Source organism: Candidatus Oscillochloris fontis (genome assembly GCF_004138135.1).
GTDB lineage: Bacteria > Chloroflexota > Chloroflexia > Chloroflexales > Chloroflexaceae > Oscillochloris > Oscillochloris fontis.
In genome coordinates this window covers 1-15,481 of sequence record NZ_RYFD01000015.1, presented here as the reverse complement: position 1 = coordinate 15,481, position 15,481 = coordinate 1, and the positions used below count along the sequence as shown (strand labels likewise).

The 15,481-nt window shown below is 57.1% G+C and carries 12 protein-coding genes and 1 tRNA gene; 10 read left to right on the top strand and 3 right to left on the bottom strand.

What is annotated here, in order from left to right; all coding sequences use genetic code 11:
* Positions 1 to 51: 51 nt before the first annotated feature.
* The 6 genes from EKD03_RS07760 to glgA all read left to right on the top strand — a co-directional run bounded on the left by EKD03_RS07760 (position 52) and on the right by glgA (position 5,449).
* A complete protein-coding gene (locus tag EKD03_RS07760) occupies positions 52 to 423 on the top strand; it encodes an MmcQ/YjbR family DNA-binding protein (RefSeq protein WP_129629282.1) in 372 nt (123 codons plus the stop codon).
* A 272-nt stretch (positions 424 to 695) separates the two neighbouring features.
* Positions 696 to 1,769 carry a macro domain-containing protein gene (locus EKD03_RS18670; RefSeq protein WP_129629280.1) on the top strand — a complete coding sequence of 358 codons (1,074 nt, stop codon included), beginning with the start codon at positions 696 to 698 and terminating at the stop codon, positions 1,767 to 1,769.
* A 71-nt stretch (positions 1,770 to 1,840) separates the two neighbouring features.
* Positions 1,841 to 2,608 carry a hypothetical protein gene (locus tag EKD03_RS07750; protein ID WP_129629278.1) on the top strand — a complete coding sequence of 256 codons (768 nt, stop codon included), beginning with the start codon at positions 1,841 to 1,843 and terminating at the stop codon, positions 2,606 to 2,608.
* Positions 2,609 to 2,633: 25 nt separating this feature from the next.
* Complete coding sequence (locus tag EKD03_RS07745; protein WP_129629276.1) at positions 2,634 to 3,395, top strand: hypothetical protein; 762 nt, start codon at positions 2,634 to 2,636, stop codon at positions 3,393 to 3,395.
* Between the two features lie 172 nt (positions 3,396 to 3,567).
* Positions 3,568 to 4,188, top strand: a complete 621-nt coding sequence (locus EKD03_RS07740) for a LysE family translocator (RefSeq protein ID WP_129629274.1) — start codon at positions 3,568 to 3,570, stop codon at positions 4,186 to 4,188.
* A gap of 43 nt (positions 4,189 to 4,231) precedes the next feature.
* Positions 4,232 to 5,449 (top strand): glycogen synthase, encoded by a 1,218-nt coding sequence (glgA, locus tag EKD03_RS07735; protein WP_129629272.1) that lies wholly within the window; start codon positions 4,232 to 4,234, stop codon positions 5,447 to 5,449.
* A gap of 36 nt (positions 5,450 to 5,485) precedes the next feature.
* Here the strand turns inward: glgA and kaiB are convergent, their stop codons facing one another.
* Entirely contained in the window at positions 5,486 to 5,791 is a 306-nt protein-coding gene (gene kaiB, locus EKD03_RS07730; RefSeq protein WP_238613436.1) for a circadian clock protein KaiB, read from the bottom strand.
* The gene (kaiC, locus tag EKD03_RS07725; RefSeq protein ID WP_129629270.1) at positions 5,788 to 7,218 is read right to left on the bottom strand and encodes a circadian clock protein KaiC; all 1,431 of its coding nucleotides are present in this window, start codon (positions 7,216 to 7,218) and stop codon (positions 5,788 to 5,790) included. Before kaiC ends, kaiB begins: the two co-directional genes overlap by 4 nt.
* A gap of 193 nt (positions 7,219 to 7,411) precedes the next feature.
* On the opposite strand from kaiC, the gene EKD03_RS07720 reads away from it, so the two are divergent.
* From EKD03_RS07720 to EKD03_RS07705, 4 genes are all read left to right on the top strand, one after another.
* Positions 7,412 to 7,612: a YgaP family membrane protein gene (locus tag EKD03_RS07720; protein ID WP_202976777.1), complete on the top strand. Its 201-nt coding sequence runs from the start codon at positions 7,412 to 7,414 to the stop codon at positions 7,610 to 7,612.
* Positions 7,613 to 7,643: 31 nt separating this feature from the next.
* Positions 7,644 to 10,157: an ArnT family glycosyltransferase gene (locus EKD03_RS07715; protein ID WP_129629268.1), complete on the top strand. Its 2,514-nt coding sequence runs from the start codon at positions 7,644 to 7,646 to the stop codon at positions 10,155 to 10,157.
* A gap of 13 nt (positions 10,158 to 10,170) precedes the next feature.
* Positions 10,171 to 10,983: a lipoate--protein ligase family protein gene (locus EKD03_RS07710; protein ID WP_129629266.1), complete on the top strand. Its 813-nt coding sequence runs from the start codon at positions 10,171 to 10,173 to the stop codon at positions 10,981 to 10,983.
* A 37-nt stretch (positions 10,984 to 11,020) separates the two neighbouring features.
* Positions 11,021 to 11,097 (top strand) — tRNA-Arg (locus EKD03_RS07705).
* 186 nt (positions 11,098 to 11,283) lie between these two features.
* Here the strand turns inward: EKD03_RS07705 and EKD03_RS07700 are convergent.
* Positions 11,284 to 14,940, bottom strand: a complete 3,657-nt coding sequence (locus EKD03_RS07700; RefSeq protein WP_129629264.1) for a CHAT domain-containing protein — start codon at positions 14,938 to 14,940, stop codon at positions 11,284 to 11,286.
* Positions 14,941 to 15,481: the final 541 nt, after the last annotated feature.

The following is a 15,481-nucleotide window of genomic DNA, read 5'->3' as shown; positions in this document are numbered from 1 at the left end:
CGGCAGCAATGGGTCACATTGCTACGAACCATGTTTAAGAGGGAAAAACCAATGCATGATCTCGATTCGCTGCGTACTCTCCTGCTGGCTATGCCCGGTGCGGAGGAGAGCTTTCCGTTCGATGCGGTGACTCTGGTTGCTAAGGTCGGTGGCAAGATGTTTGCACTCTTGGCGACAACCGGCACGCCTCTGCGGCTCTCGCTTAAGGTGGACCCCGACTATGGTGAGGTGCTTCGTGCGACATTCCCGGCCATCCAGCCGGGCTACTACCTCAATAAGCGCCATTGGGTGACGCTCACGCTGGATGGGAGTCTCGATCCTGCGCTGGTGCAGGAACTGATTGATGGTTCCTACCAACTGGTTGTACGGGGGTTGCCGCGTGCTGTTCGCGAGCAGTTGGCCGCAGGAGACGGGGGGGCGTAGGGGCGCAGTATCGCCCGCCAACTGCTCCATGGCGGTAACTGTTCACCCTTGGGGTAAAAGAAATCTCGTATTGACGCAAAGGCGCAAGGACGTAAAGGATTGTTGCAGGCTTTGCGCCTCTGCGTCTTTGCGTCAAAAACTGGAAGCTAGGAGAAGTGTGAACAGTTACCCACGGCGGGCGATGCTGCCCTACGGGATGCTCTCTTGCACTTCCGCATGAAATGAGTATAGTACGAGGTGAAGAATCTCGGTAGCCGTTAAGGAGCCATGTCATGACGAACCAACGCCGACCGCGTGCGACCATCATTATCGAGTGGGGGCCGGATCGAGAGATCCTCGTACATGCTGATCCCAAGGGCTTCTGGATGCTACCGGGTGGGCGGATTGAACCGGGTGAGGATTCGTTGATGGCCGCAGTGCGCGAGTTACGTGAGGAGTTTGGCTTACAGGCGCGGTCGGTACTCTTCTTGTTCCACCATCTATCGGTCAACACCGATCACGCAGTCTTCTTGGTGCAAGTTGAAGGCACCCCGCAGATCATCAATCCCAAAGAAGAACCAGCTATCGGCTTGGTTGATCGGCAGATGCGGGTGGCATGGTTTGCGGTGGCAGCGGGATTCAATACGACGAATCTCGAACCCACCGGTGGAACACGCTCGATACTGGCGCACTACTATGAATTTATGATTCAGAATCCCGCGATTCGTACCGGCTTGGCCGCGCTGATCGCAAGTTGGCGCATACCGAATCCACCGGCCTTGAGTTCCGTAGCGCCAGTGATCCGCATCCCAATCGGTACTGCACTGATCGAATTAGTATTGGGCGATATTGTGACCCAAGATGTTGATGCGGTGGTCAATGCGGCGAATGAATCTTTGGCCAATGGCGGCGGCGTGTGTGGCGCTATCCACGATGCAGCCGGAGCCGAGCAACTAGAGGCGGCGTGCCGTGCAATTGGCGCGTGCCCCACCGGCGAGGCACGCCTTACTGCTGGGTTCCAGTTGCAGGCCCAGCATATCATCCACGCGGTTGGGCCGATCTACTCGCGCTATACCCCCGACCATGCCGCACGTCTGTTGGCAAGCGCCTACCATGCCAGTTTAGCCTTGGCCAGCGAGCATCAGATTAGTCGGATCGCCTTCCCCAGCCTCAGTACGGGTATCTTTGGCTACCCGGTGGAGAAGGCGGCTCCGGTGGCGATTGCGACGGTAGTCGAATATCTGCGTGAGCATCCTGAGATCAAGTTGGTACGTTTTGTATTGAATAATGATCGCCGCAAGAGTGACACGCAGAACCGTGAAGTTCATGCCCATTTTGAAGTCGCATTGGCGCAATATGCGATCTAATATGGTACTACCGAGATGCTACAATAGCAGCGACCATATTGGTAGTCACGGATACGAACGAAAGGGGTACGATGATGTCTCAACTTTCTAGTCTCAAACCCTGGTTACGTGGGAGTATCGTGCTGCTGCTCTTGGCGCTTGCTGTTATTATTCCGAATGGTGTTGCAGCGCAACCTAGCGCTGTCTACGAACCAAATCTGCGTCTCGGTTGGGTTGTGAAGGGCGATATTGATCTGAATACGGTGCTTACGTATACGGTAGTGGTTCCGAGTGGTAAACAGATTATCGTTGGGGCGATCAATGTGGATGCCATTCAGGTTCCAGCAGGTGCAGCGGCTCCGCCTGAAGTGGCAGTCACCTGCCCAATGCTGAGCACCACCCAGACCATAACGGCCCAGAATAGTCAGGCTATCTACTGTCGCCCCGCATCGAGTACCGGCTCTGATGTGACCGTGACCATCTCCCTGAAAGGGACGAGTCGTAGCGAATCGGCGGTAAGCTATGCGCTCTTTGTCCATCGCTTAGACTCCTCAATCGCTACAACCTTTGATAGTCTACTCTTTGAGAATCTCTATTCTGCGCCACGTCATATCCAGACTTTCTTCATGTCGAATAGCGACAACTCGCTCACTCAACGCAACCTCGTCTTCACGCCTTCGCTCAGCTATCGGGCGGCCGCGTTGCTCTATCGTTCAGATGGGAGCCTGATGTGTGGCACTCTGGCACCTCAGACCTGCCAGACCTATGATCAGAATGGGGACTATTTCGACTATTACTTGGTTGTGCTGAATACTGGCGATATCAGTTATACCTATGGTGTGGACTTTGTACAACCCTAGGGTTGTTTCTCGAAGGGCAGTTGCTATGCACCGCATTCAACGTATGCTCCTTGTCGGTATGCTCGGTTTCTTATGGGGGTGTTCAGGTAGTGGCCCACCATCACCCAATGCTGATCTGTTCCAAGACATAAAGCAGTTGGGCAACAGTATCTCTCAGGTAGAGATCCATACGCGGGAGCGTGATGTTGCGACGGCTGAGAGTCTGAATCCTGGCCAAGTGGGGCTGAGTAGCGAAGAGGGTGGCCAGTATCGGCTCAGTATAACGAGTGGTAGCACGCTATTGGTGGGGGCGATTCAGGTCGCTCCCTTCTCTCTCAATGCATTTCCTCGGATCAGTGTTGGTTGCCCAACCGGATCAGGGGGCAGCAACCTGATCAATAGTCTCGAATCAAGTGGCATGGCGATCTGTACCCCGCAGAGTAGTGCTGAGGTACAGGTGAGCATGGAGTATCCAGGGAGTGCTGCGCTCTTCACTCTGCTGATCAATCAATCCATGCAGAGCACCTTTGATAGCCTCAATCTTGTGGGGGTGCCGCTGGCAGCCAACGCAGCGCAACTCTACCGTATCAATAATACAAGTACTGATGTGAAGCAACGGCGGCTGATCTTTCGTAGTGCATCGAGCAGTAGTGCGGCATTGCTCTACCGCGAGGATGGGCGGCTGATCTGTAGTAGTTTGGATGCCAACACGTGTGGCGTGTATGATGACGATTGGTCGCACTACTATCTGGTGGTGTTTAATGCGGATGCGACCAATACGACCTACGAGGTGCGCTTTAGTTCCTAGAAGTATGCTATACTCTGCGCCATGCGACATGTCATGATCAGCAATTGCCAGCAGCAGCGCCGCTCCCAGTGGTTGGGAGGTAGGGCGATCTGACGCGGTGCATTTCGCTGATCTCACACCCGCTGGGTTATTCCCGGCGGGTGTTTTTGTTTACCCTTGAAGGAGGGGTGTTATGTTGGAGTGGGGCTTTTTGTTGCGCGGGATGCTGATCGGGTTTGCGATTGCGGCTCCAGTCGGGCCCATTGGGGTGTTGTGTATTCGGCGCACGCTGGCTGATGGCCGCGCTACCGGGTTTGCGTCGGGGATGGGTGCGGCAACCGCCGATCTGATCTATGGGGCAATTGCGGCACTCGGCTTGACGACGGTTGCCAACGTGCTCACGGGCATGAGCTTTTGGACGCGCCTCGTGGGCGGGATCTTCCTCTGCTACTTGGGAGTGCGTACTCTGCGTGAGGCTCCCGCCGAGCGTCCAGCGGAGGCGCGGGCACGCGGCCTGCTGGGGGCGTATGTCTCGACCTTCGCCCTGACTATTACCAATCCGGCGACGATCCTCTCGTTTGCGGCGGTTTTTGCGGGGATGGGGGCAGCGAATGGGGTGGCGAGCTATGTGGATGGGATCATGTTGGTGGTGGGGGTGTTTAGTGGCTCGGCGCTCTGGTGGTTGTTGCTGAGTGGTGGGGTGAGCCTGCTGCGCAGCCGCGTGACCCCGCAGGTCTTGCGTTGGGTGAATGTGCTGGCTGGGCTGATCATCCTGGCATTTGGGCTAGTAGCCTTGGGGAGTCTGGTCGGATAGTTTATACTGAGGTGGCGTGATTCTCTCAGCCATGAGGTGTTGCATGACCGAACTGAACAAGGTGGCCCTCTTCACCAATGAGTACCCGCCGAATGTCTACGGTGGTGCCGGGGTGCATGTCGAATATCTGAGTCGTGCGTTGGCCACGTTGGTGGATGTGGAGGTACGCTGTTTTGGTGATCAGCAGGTGGATGGCGAGCATCTTACGGTGCGCGGCTACCCGCTCTGGGACGAGGTGAAGCGCAACACCGATCCACGTTATGTGGGCGCGGTTGATGCCTTCAACCGCTCGCTGATGATGTCTAAGGATACGCTTGATGCTCAGGTTGTGCATTGCCACACCTGGTATACCGATATGGGCGGGTTGCTGGCGGGCAAGCTGTGGGGCATCCCGTATGTGTTGACCATCCACTCGCTCGAACCATTGCGCCCCTGGAAGGTGGAGCAACTGGGTCACGGCTACCATCTGAGTTCGTGGATGGAGCGCACGGCGATAGAGCAGGCCGACGCGATCATTGCGGTCTCGAAGGAGACCCGTGAGGATGTGTTACGCCACTTCCAGATTGCGCCGGAGAAGGTGCATGTGATCTATAACGGGATTGATCTGGCCGAGTACCGTAAGGCCGAAACCACCGCAGCCTTAACGCGCTACGGGATCGATCCTACGCGACCCTTCGTGCTCTTTGTGGGCCGCATTACGCGCCAGAAGGGGATCATCCACCTCGTCAACGCCATCCCCCAGATTGACCCCGAACTCCAAGTCGTGCTGTGCGCGGGCGCACCCGACACGCCAGAGATCGCCCGCGAGATGCAGGCGGGTGTGGCGGCGGTGAGTGCCACGCGCCCCGGCGTGATCTGGATTCAGGAGATGCTGGCGCGCCCCGATGTGATCCAACTCTACTCGCACGCGGCGGTCTTCTGTTGCCCCAGTGTGTATGAGCCGTTCGGCATCATCAACCTGGAAGCCATGGCCTGTGAGACGGCGGTGGTGGCTTCGGCGGTGGGCGGGATCAAGGAGGTGGTGGTTCCAGAGGAGACCGGCATCCTGGTACCGTTGGAACTCCAGCCAGGCACCTTCACCCCGGTGGATGCGGCGGCCTTCGAGGCGGATCTGGCGGCGGCGATCAACCGGGTGGCGCGTGACCCTGCGCTCCAGGCGCGGTTTGGTGCGGCGGGGCGCGAGCGCGTTGAAGCGCACTTCAGTTGGGATGCCATCGCGGTACGCACGCTAGAGTTGTATCGTTCGTTGGTGGAGGGGTAACGGAGGCTGGGGTGATTGAACTTCCGGGAAGCTCAATCACCCCAGGGAATCAATCTCTAGCCCAACCAAAACCCGCTCAGTATCGGAGAGATCGCCAATAACCTTACGGATGGGTGGCGGGAGCTTACGTACCAACGTGGGCAGCGCGAGGATCTGATCCTGACTCGCTAACTGGGGATTCTGCATCAAGTCAATCACTTCGATAGTATACCGACCTTCGAGGTGGGCCTCGCAGATCGCACGCAGATTGGCGAGGGTCTTGATGGAGCGCGGGGTCTTTCCAGCAACATAGAGTCGCAGGCACCAAGTTGTGGTGGGTTGAGATGCTTGCTCGTTCATCATACATCTTCCTCAAGGCTGATTCCATCTGAGGAGAGTTGGAGTACCTGTACCTGATTCGAGTGGGCCATACCGCGTGACTTGAGAATGTAGAGACCACGGGTACGGGCATGGTTCGTTTCAATGTTGCGTACCAATAGCCACGTATCAACCAGTGATGAGACCCCCAAATCGGTACCTTCGGGGTCTTGGCCGGGGCCAGTCAGGCTGGTGAGCAAGAGCGTCACGCTATGTTGCTTACAGAGATCAATCAAGCGGGTGAGCAATGCGCGCACTTCACCATGAAAGCCCTGGCTCATCAGAGCGGTGACGGGATCAATGACCACCACATGGGGATTGAGGCGCATGATGCGGTCGGCAATCATGGCGAGGTGCAATTCGAGACCTCCCGTCGTCGGGCGGATGGCGTGGAAGTGGAGTAGCCCGGCCTTGATATTGCGGTGCAGATTGATCCCAATCGAACCCATATTGCGGGTGATCTGGGCCGGTGATTCTTCAAAGGCGACAAAGAGGGCGGTTTCACCCCGCTCGCATGCGCCGCTAACAAAGGCTGATGCGAGGCTGGATTTGCCGGTACCGGCGGTACCCGAAAGAAGAACTGTGCTCCCGCGATAATATCCGGCACCACCCAGCATCGCATCAAGCGCGGCTACTCCACTGCTGACCCGTTCATTGGTAACATGATGATTGAGGTCGAGATTGGTGATCGGCACCACCGTCAGGCCGTTGGTATCAATCAGGAAGGGATACTCGTTGGTGCCATGGGTGGAGCCACGATACTTGACGACCCGCAAGCGGCGGGTGGAGATCTGGTCATGGACGCGGTGATCGAGCAAGATGACACAATCGGCGACATACTCTTCGATCCCGTGGCGGGTGAGGGTGCCCTCACCGCGTTCGGCGGTGACGACGGCGGTGATGCCACGCTCCTTCAGCCAGCGGAAGAGGCGGCGTAGCTCGGCGCGCACAATACCTTCGTTCTGAAGGCCACCGAAGAGCGCCTCGATAGTATCGAGGGCGATACGCCGCACCCCGATCTGCTCAATGATATGACCGAGGCGAATGAAGAGGCCATCGAGGGTGTAATCACCGACCTCTTCGACATCATTGCGATCCAGGAAGATATACTCGACCGCGAAGAGATTCTTCTGTTCCAGGTCAACCAGATCGAAGCCCAGGGCGCTCACATTACTAATCAGTTCCTCGCGAGTCTCCTCGAACGAGACAAATAACCCCGGCTCACCATACTCCATGGCCCCGCGTACCAAAAATTCCATGGACAACAATGTCTTACCACAGCCAGCATTACCACAGACCAGCGTGGGCCGCCCACGGGGCAGACCGCCATCGGTAATGACATCAATGCCATTGATACCGCTCGGAGCTTTCGGCAGCGGTGTGAGCGTGTGTGGGATTGAGGTGGTGGGCATAACAACGTCCTTGGTGGTTTCCTCCTGCCTGGAGGTGTACGAGTACCTTAGTGTACACCATCTAGGAGATAAGCGCACACCATGATTAGCGAATCAGTGATGGCGTGTATAATGTAACCCGCTGTGACGCCACTGCATCATAGGCGCAGGGGTGGTGTGTTGCCGATGGTATCTGCGAGGAGGGCAGATCGGTATGGATAATCTGTTCAAAATGGGTTCATTGGATCGCGTACTACGCTTGGTCTTGGGAGTCTGCTTTCTTGGTAGTGCATTGATCTTCATGAGTGGTGCCTGGCAGGTCTTCTTTGCGCTGGTGGGCATCGTTGCGATTGGTACGGCCTCGATTGGCATTTGCCCGGCCTATATCTTCTTGAATATTTCGACCAAGGAATAGCATCCTGACGGATTGAAGTACGGGATCTGGCATGCCTCTGTTCTTTGCTGGAGAGTCGGGGTGGCATCGGCGCCGCTGGGCGGCGCTGTTTGCCCCGGCTCTACTATTGCTCCTTACCTGCATAGCGCTGTTGCTAGGATCAATCCAGGCTACTCCTGGATTTCGGCTCCGGGTTGATGATCCCGACATCTTGCGCTATCTGGTGCAGGTCTTTCCGCTTGAGCGGAATGATTCTGAAACCTACCGTTGGTCGCAAGGGCAGTTTGGGATCTACCTGTACGGTTTTGATGGTCGCGCCGCACTTGTTTCGTTGCGTATGACCTCACCCCGTCCTGAAGGGGTGGCGACACCTCAGCTTACTTCACCCACACTTCAGAGCGATCTTGGTGAACTTCCGTCTGGTCGTGGGTGGGTACGGTACCATCTGCTCGTTCCTACAGCGGCATATGGAGAGACGGCGCTGCTATTCCACGTGCCGCCATTTCAACCGAGGAATGATCCGCGTCCTTTGGGGGTGGCGCTGGCTGATATTGCGGCCCAACCAACGGCTGAACGCTTCTTCTTGCCGCCGCTGGTGCGGAGTATCTTTTTGCTCAGCCTGCCGTTGATCCTCTGGTTGTTGGTGCTGCGCCTCACCGGGCGGCGTGGCTGGGCGTGGGGCGTGGGCTTGTTGGCGGTGCCGGTGATGGGTTGGGCAAGTGCGAATCCAACCCTAGCGAGTTACCTTCTGCCCACGTTGGGCTGGCCGTGGTGGCCGCTGTTGCCGCTGCTCGGCTTGATCTTCACCCTCCAGATCGCCGAGGGGCTACGGGCCAGTCGGGCATGGATCACGGCGCGGCCACGATTCGCCTGGGCGTGGCTGGGCGTGGCCTTGGGGTGCCTCGTGGCTATGCGGGCGGGCCTGCCCTGGCCAGTCGGGATGCTTGGGTTGGGCTTGGGGGTGTGGGTGGGCAGTAGCGCACTGCGCGAGGGTGAAACGGAAGTCCGGGTAACGCCGATCATCCTGCTGCTGATCGTGGGGGTGAGCTTGGGGTTACGCCTCGTCAACCTCGACGGGCAACCGCTGGCGTTATGGCGCGATGAGGCGCGCCATGGGCTACAGGCACTCAAGATCTGGAACGACCCCGCCTACCGCCCAGTCTATGTGGCCGAAGGGGCCGATCTACCGGCACTGCTCTTCTACCTGATGGCCCCGGTGCTGGGGTTGCTTGGCCCCCAGGTCTGGACGGTTCGGCTCGTCTCGGCGCTGATCGGGGGCTTGACACCGCTGGCGCTCTACTGGGCAGCGCGGCCACTGATCGGGCGGCGTCCGGCGCTTCTCGCTGCTGCCCTCTTGGCCTGTTCGTCCTGGGCGCTCAGTATGAGTCGCTGGGCCTTCCCGGCTACCCTCGATCATCTGCTGACGCTGACAGCGGTAGGGTTTGCGTGGCGCGGCCTTGATCCGGCGGCCAACTGGCGCCGCTCCAGCCTCCTGCTCGGTATGGCCGGGCTATGTGCCGGGTTCGCCACCTACGCCTACCACACCGGGCGGGTGGCTCCGCTTGCGCTCGCACTGCTGGTGCTGGTGCGCTTGGGGCTTGATCGGCGGGCGTGGCTGCGGGCGCTGCCGGGGTTGCTGGTGGCTGCCACCGTGGGCCTGTTGACGATGGCTCCGCTGCTCAACTACATCCTCCACAACTATGCCGACTACAACCGACGGGTGAGTCAGGTTGCGATTCTCAAATCCGACTATCTGGATACCCATACCCCATTGGGGTTGGTGCTAGAGAATACCGGGCGCTACCTGCTCATGTGGCATGTTCAGGGCGAACTGAATGGGCGTCACCACATGCCCGATGTGCCCATGGTTGATCCGGTGCTCGGATTGCTGATGCTACTGGGGTTGGGGCTTGCCCTGCGTCGCCCCTACCAACCACAACGGCTGGCGTTGCTGGTGATCCCAGCGGTCTATCTGCTCCCGGCGGTCTTCAGTACCGATGCGCCGCATGCCATGCGCGCCTTGGGGATGCTGGCTCCGGCATGTATGTTGGCGGGCTTAGCTTTGGATCACCTCTTTCTCCAGCCCCAACGCCGGGCGGGGTATCTGCGGGCAGCGCTCGTGCTGCTCCTCAGTTTGGGGATGAATAGCTGGCTCTACTTCGGCCAGATGCGGATTGATGCGCGGGTTTATGGCGAATTTGATCTGGTTGAGACTGCGTTGGGCCAAGCGCTACAAGCACCGTACCGCAGCCACGATCCTGAACTCCAGGCAGTACAGGTCTATACCCCCGATAAGTTTTTGGCCACCGATACGGTACGGTTTTTGGGGTATGGGCTTCCTCTTTACGCCTATACAGGTGACCGATTGCCCAGCGATGGCCCGATTCTGCTCCTCCTTCCCGTCACTGCTTCGCCAGTGGCACAAGCGGCGGCATTAGAAGCCTTGGGGCCAGCGGGGCGTAGGTTGCCCCACCAGCCCTACGAGCCGGATGGCGCAACGCCCATCCTGCTGGTATTTGGACGTGGTGCGGCAGCGGAACGGTTAGCGGCACAACTATGGCCATGAAGATGAGGACATAATGCAGACCTGGCGATTTTTACCGCAGAGTGACGGGGACGCCCAACATGAGTTGGCGTCCGCCGAGGCGATGCTGGTGGGGCTGAGTGAGATCGGGCAACCCGTGCTGCGCTGGTACCACGCACCAACCCCCGCCCTGGTAATCGGATCGGGTCAGGCATTGCACGAGATCAACCGCGCTACCTGTGCGGCGGCGGGGGTACGGCTGCACCGACGGGCAAGTGGGGGCAGTGCGGTGCTCTTCGGCCCCGATCTGCTAATGCAAGACATCGCGCTACCTGCCGGGCATCACCTAGCGATCTCGGATGTGAGCGAGTCCTATCGTTGGCTCGGCGAGGCGTGGCTGGCGACCCTGGCACAGTTGGGGGTTGCGGCGAGCATGGTGAGCATTGCCGAAGCGCGTGAAGATCGCCAGACGCTCCCGCTGTTGCTGCGGCGGGTCTGCTTTGCGGGGCGTTCGCCCTACGAAATTCTGAGTGGTGGACGCAAACTGGTCGGCTTTTCGCAGGTACGGCGGCGCCAGGGGATGTTGCTCCAGGTGGGCGTCTATATGCGCTGGTCGGGGGCGGCACTCGCGCAGTTGCTTGAACTTAGCGCTGTAGAGGCGCAGGCGCTCGTGAGCGAGATGCAGGAACGGGTAGTAGGGCTGGATGAGATTGTGCCACAACGCCCCACCCCCGCAACAATCATGGACGCATTTGCGGTTAGTCTGCGCGAGCAGCATCAGATCAGCCTCGATCCGCAGGGCTGGCATCCAGCGGAGAAGGTAGGGTTACAGGCGGCATTGGTGCGCTACGCGCCGATCAATGATTGACACGGCGCGTGCTGTGCGCTATACTACCCGACGTTGAGACCCCGTAGCTCAATTGGATAGAGCGTCAGCCTCCGGAGCTGAAGGTTGTTGGTTCGAGCCCAATCGGGGTCGCCAAACTGCATTACAGGGCTTTCCAAAGCCGCAAACCGCCCCTATCGCTATGGCTATTCATAGCGATTTTTTCTTTTGGCATGAATCCATATCCGCGCAATCCACGTACCGGCTTCATGCAGCGCCGCCACTTGTTCGGCTATCAGGTCGGCCCGAACCCACTCTAACATATCGAAATGACGATCTCTGCTAAACGCCGCTAACTGTAAATGCTGCCCAGTAGTATGGGTGTGCAAACGGACTGCTCGTGGAGTCTTGCTCAGCCAACCGACTATACTGGCGCCGATCAGTCCAGAGCAGAATCTCCGTCTCCTTCGTGACCCCTGATTGGCGTGCCTGTTGGTATGCCTTATCAACATAACGCACGACATCACGGATGTTCATCTCGCGTAGCCACTTCTGGGCGCTGTGGAGCGCCTCGATAATACTCATCCCATCACGATGGTGGTTGAGATAGAACTGCTCCATCAGGAGTGCGGTTGAGATATCGGGCACTGACCAGAGGCTGCTCACAACACACGGCACCCCGGCGGTCAGGAATCCGGCGGGAAGGCCAATATACTCCTCGGCAAGTTCACCGTGTGCATCGCTTAGACCCGTTTCGCAGGCTGAGAGCGTCACCAGCCTTGCTGCTGAGAGATCTACGATCTCCTGCTGGAGTTCTGCGAGTGTCAGTCGGCTATCTGCCAGTGCTAGGCCAGATGTAGACGGATCATTTCGATCATATATTCCATGACAAGAGAAGTGTAAATACGTACACTGTTTGGTCTCTGTTTTTACAGTCTCTTTTTGTCCAAGTCGCCCATTGAATATCCTGTGCGTAGAGAACAGTTCGCTTATCGCCAGACCTTCGATGGGACTATATGCCAGATTGCTGTCTTCCTGCGGATTGATCACCGCAAATAGCGCTTGCCCGTTTGCGTGAGAGGCTCTCACATAGCATGTGGCAAGTACCTTCACCGAGGGTGCATAGCTGACCTGATATCGGTCACAGAGGCGCGTTTGCGCACTATCTGGCAGAAGCGCGGCATGGAGCGGGAGCAGGTATAGACCACCGGAGGGAAGCATGATCAGGTGCTTTATCGTTGGTGGTAACATCGCAACTACGGGGGCCAGAAGATCCGCGCCAACTCTCGCCAACGTAGCATCCATCGAATCGTACCAGTGGGCTTTATTGGAATAGTAGCTGCGTACCCAGCCACCCCTCACGCCTGTCTGATCCAGCATCTCTCCAAACAGTAACTGGGTAAGGTTGCTCTCGGTAAAGCTAGGTATGTCTACGTGAACAACACCCTCGTGGGTAACGATGAGCGCAACACTGCCTTGGTCGGTCATACAGAACGCTACCAGAGCCATGCTGGCATCGGGCAAAGCCGCACGCCATGTGGCGAGGTCAGAGTCAGCCAGAAAGCCCGGCACGAACTGACGCACCTGGCCTATTGCGCTGTTCATGCTCTCATTTGCTACCCTTTGCCGCTGCTCTAGGAGAGCGTAGTGTTCAGTCAATTCTTGCTGATCGATATTTGAAAATGAATTTGTAATTTGATTTGCACTATCTCGCAGCGGCTGGCCCATGGCCTGGGTTTCGCGATACACAGCTACTGATTCTTGGTAGTGAATCCAAACATCATCTGGCACAGCATCTGGTCGCCGAATACGCAAGCGTAGCGTATCCGCCAGCAGGCGAGTCTTGCCGCTATCCAGGATTGATAGCGCCTGAGCCAGTTCTCCGGCCTGAACAGCAGCATATGCGGCGTGACGGTAAAACCGAGCATTCTCGGCGATCTCAGATGTCTTGCTCTCCACTGAGAGACCGGCGCGGTAGATCTGCTCACCGGCAACCATCGCCGTCTGATATGCCGCAAGCGCCGAAGGCCAGTTTCGTTGTGAGAAGAACAGATTGGCCAACTGTCCGCTCGCCAAGCGGCAGAGATGCGGAGTGACCTCTGGCTGATAGACGCGCAGTGCCGCCTGATAGTAGTTCGCCGCCCGCTCGGACATGGCCGGTGTGTTACCCAGGTAGCGACTATAGATCAGACCAAGTTGGTATTGAATCGTAGCCCAACTTGTAGGAAAAGCCTGAAATGTGTAGACCTGAAGCGCATCCTCGTAACAGCGAATCGCCTGCCGGATATTCTCAGCGTGATCACCATACTCGCGCTCCATATGAGCATTACCCAGATCTAAAAGGGTCATCGCCCACTTCTCAGGTAGATTCGTGCGCGTACGGACTTCCAGCGCATGTTCGTAGTGTTGAATCGCCTGCTCAATATTATCCGCTTTGCTGCCTGCCAATCGTTTAGAGTACGCATATCCCAGGTTATGCTCGATCACCCCCCAGTGTTCGCAGTACGCTGATCTCGTATACACCTCCAACGCCTCGTGATACTGGCTGATCGCCTGTTCAATATTCTGGCTGAGGTCGCCGCGCAGGCGCTCAATATAAGCTAGGCCAAGGTTGCTTTTGGTCATGGCCCACTTCTCGGGCTGTGCTGCACGTGTCCGCACCCTAAGGGCGATCTCATAGTGCAGGATCGCCCGCTCAATATTCTCTGTGCGGTCGCCGGCAAGCCTGATCCGATACACCTCACCGAGGTTATTATGGATCATGGCCCACTTATCGGGGGCGTGTGGTTGTGTGTAGACCGCCAGCGCCTGATTGTAGTGCTCGATAGCGTGCTCGATATTCGCCAGAGGGCTATCAAGGATGCGATAACGATAGGCAATCGCCAGGGTGAGTTGTACTTCAGCCCAATTATCTGAATACTGCTCCAGGGAGCATACTGCCAGCGCCTGCTGGCAATGTGAGATGGATCGCTCGATATTCTCAGCCCGGCTGCCGCGCCGCCGCAACTCATAGGCTTTGGCAAGATTGGTATGAATGATCGCCCAGTTGTCGGGGTCATCCCTCGGATCTAACCCAGCGAGCGCAGCTTCCAAGTGCGAGATAGATAGCTCTAGGTTCTCGCCCGGATCACCCTGCACACGCAAGCCATAGGCCATCGCCAGCAGATTATGTACGGTGAACCACTCGCGGGGCGTGCTCTGCGATCTGAACTGCGCCAGCGCTGTTGTCAGATGGCTGATTGCGTGCTCTAGGGACTGCTCGCGATCCGTGTAGGCAGAATCGAGATACGCCTTGCCGAGGTGCCACTGTGCGCCCGCCCACTCTGCCGGGTAGGTCTCAGGTGTCAGTAATGCGAGCGCCTGCTGATAGTGGTAGATAGCACGTTCAAGATCAACGGCCTGGATCTGACGCACATGATCCGCATAGGCGTCTGCCATGTTGATCTGAGTCACTGCCCAATCACGAGGTCTTGCCTGACGGTCTATCAGTTCTAGATTCGCGGAGTAGTAGGCAATTGCCTGTTGTAGGTTCTGTTGCTGGTCGCCAACGATCCGCTCGGCATACGCTGAGGCGAGCCAGTTCTGAACCCACACCCAATCGCTTGGAGTGGACTCAGGTGTGTACACCTGGAGCGCCTGTTGTCCGTGATAGATTGCCTGCTCAATCGTCTCGGCCCGATCCCCACCCCTCGAACTGTGGTAATAGAGTTCAAGCAACTCACCATGAACACTGGCCCACTTCTGGGGGTCTTTATCGCGCGATAGATACTCCAACAGTTGAAGGTAATGGCGAATCGCCTGCCGCTGGTTCATTGTACACTCACCAAAGGTGCGCAGCTTGTAGCAGCGTGCCAGCCGCTCATGCAGCGCACGGTAATCGTCGGGGTAGTTCTGACGGGTGCGCACCATCAACGCTTGCTCATAGTACGAGATGGCTTGCTCCAGGTTATCGGTCGGGGTGCCATTGCCGGATAGAATCGATGAGCACCGCCAGATCATTCTGATTATCCATAGGTCTCATCAATTCTGTGCGGCGATCTGTTTCTGTGGTACAGTGATCCACCCTCTCTTTGTCATGATAGTCATCAATACATACGTTATCCCTGCCTCATCTAAATTACCAATGATAGGTAATTGATCAGGAAGGATATCAATTCCAAAGAAGGGATTGAGTAGGTAACCTACACATAACACTGCTACAGCAATACCTCCGAGCGACTTGTCCGAAAGATTTCGTGCGGGCAACCGAATCCATCCAATCCTCGACATGTTGCTAATCAGCAAATAAATTATCCCTGCATCATCTAGGTTTCCAAATAGCGGAAAGTAGTCGGGAATAAGATCTATCCCAAAGAAGGGATTGAGTAGATACGCTGAACATAATAACTCACCTTACGCACCCAGAAAATCAGGGATATGCTACAATCTGAACTATGAAAAACGATGAACTGTTCGACCTCTATAGTGATTATCTCATTAGCTCCTTCGGTCAAACGACGGCAACCGGGTTGTCCGCATTGATGGAAGGGGAAATCAGTCA

Bases quoted from the DNA above. Each gene is read 5' to 3' on its own strand.
- EKD03_RS07760 (WP_129629282.1), top strand. From the start codon at position 52: ATGCATGATCTCGATTCGCTGCGTACTCTCCTGCTGGCTATGCCCGGT.
- EKD03_RS18670 (WP_129629280.1), top strand. From the start codon at position 696: ATGACGAACCAACGCCGACCGCGTGCGACCATCATTATCGAGTGGGGG.
- EKD03_RS07750 (WP_129629278.1), top strand. From the start codon at position 1,841: ATGATGTCTCAACTTTCTAGTCTCAAACCCTGGTTACGTGGGAGTATC.
- EKD03_RS07745 (WP_129629276.1), top strand. From the start codon at position 2,634: ATGCACCGCATTCAACGTATGCTCCTTGTCGGTATGCTCGGTTTCTTA.
- EKD03_RS07740 (WP_129629274.1), top strand. From the start codon at position 3,568: ATGTTGGAGTGGGGCTTTTTGTTGCGCGGGATGCTGATCGGGTTTGCG.
- glgA (WP_129629272.1), top strand. From the start codon at position 4,232: ATGACCGAACTGAACAAGGTGGCCCTCTTCACCAATGAGTACCCGCCG.
- kaiB (WP_238613436.1), bottom strand. From the start codon at position 5,791: ATGATGAACGAGCAAGCATCTCAACCCACCACAACTTGGTGCCTGCGA.
- kaiC (WP_129629270.1), bottom strand. From the start codon at position 7,218: ATGCCCACCACCTCAATCCCACACACGCTCACACCGCTGCCGAAAGCT.
- EKD03_RS07720 (WP_202976777.1), top strand. From the start codon at position 7,412: ATGGATAATCTGTTCAAAATGGGTTCATTGGATCGCGTACTACGCTTG.
- EKD03_RS07715 (WP_129629268.1), top strand. From the start codon at position 7,644: ATGCCTCTGTTCTTTGCTGGAGAGTCGGGGTGGCATCGGCGCCGCTGG.
- EKD03_RS07710 (WP_129629266.1), top strand. From the start codon at position 10,171: ATGCAGACCTGGCGATTTTTACCGCAGAGTGACGGGGACGCCCAACAT.
- EKD03_RS07700 (WP_129629264.1), bottom strand. From the start codon at position 14,940: ATGATCTGGCGGTGCTCATCGATTCTATCCGGCAATGGCACCCCGACC.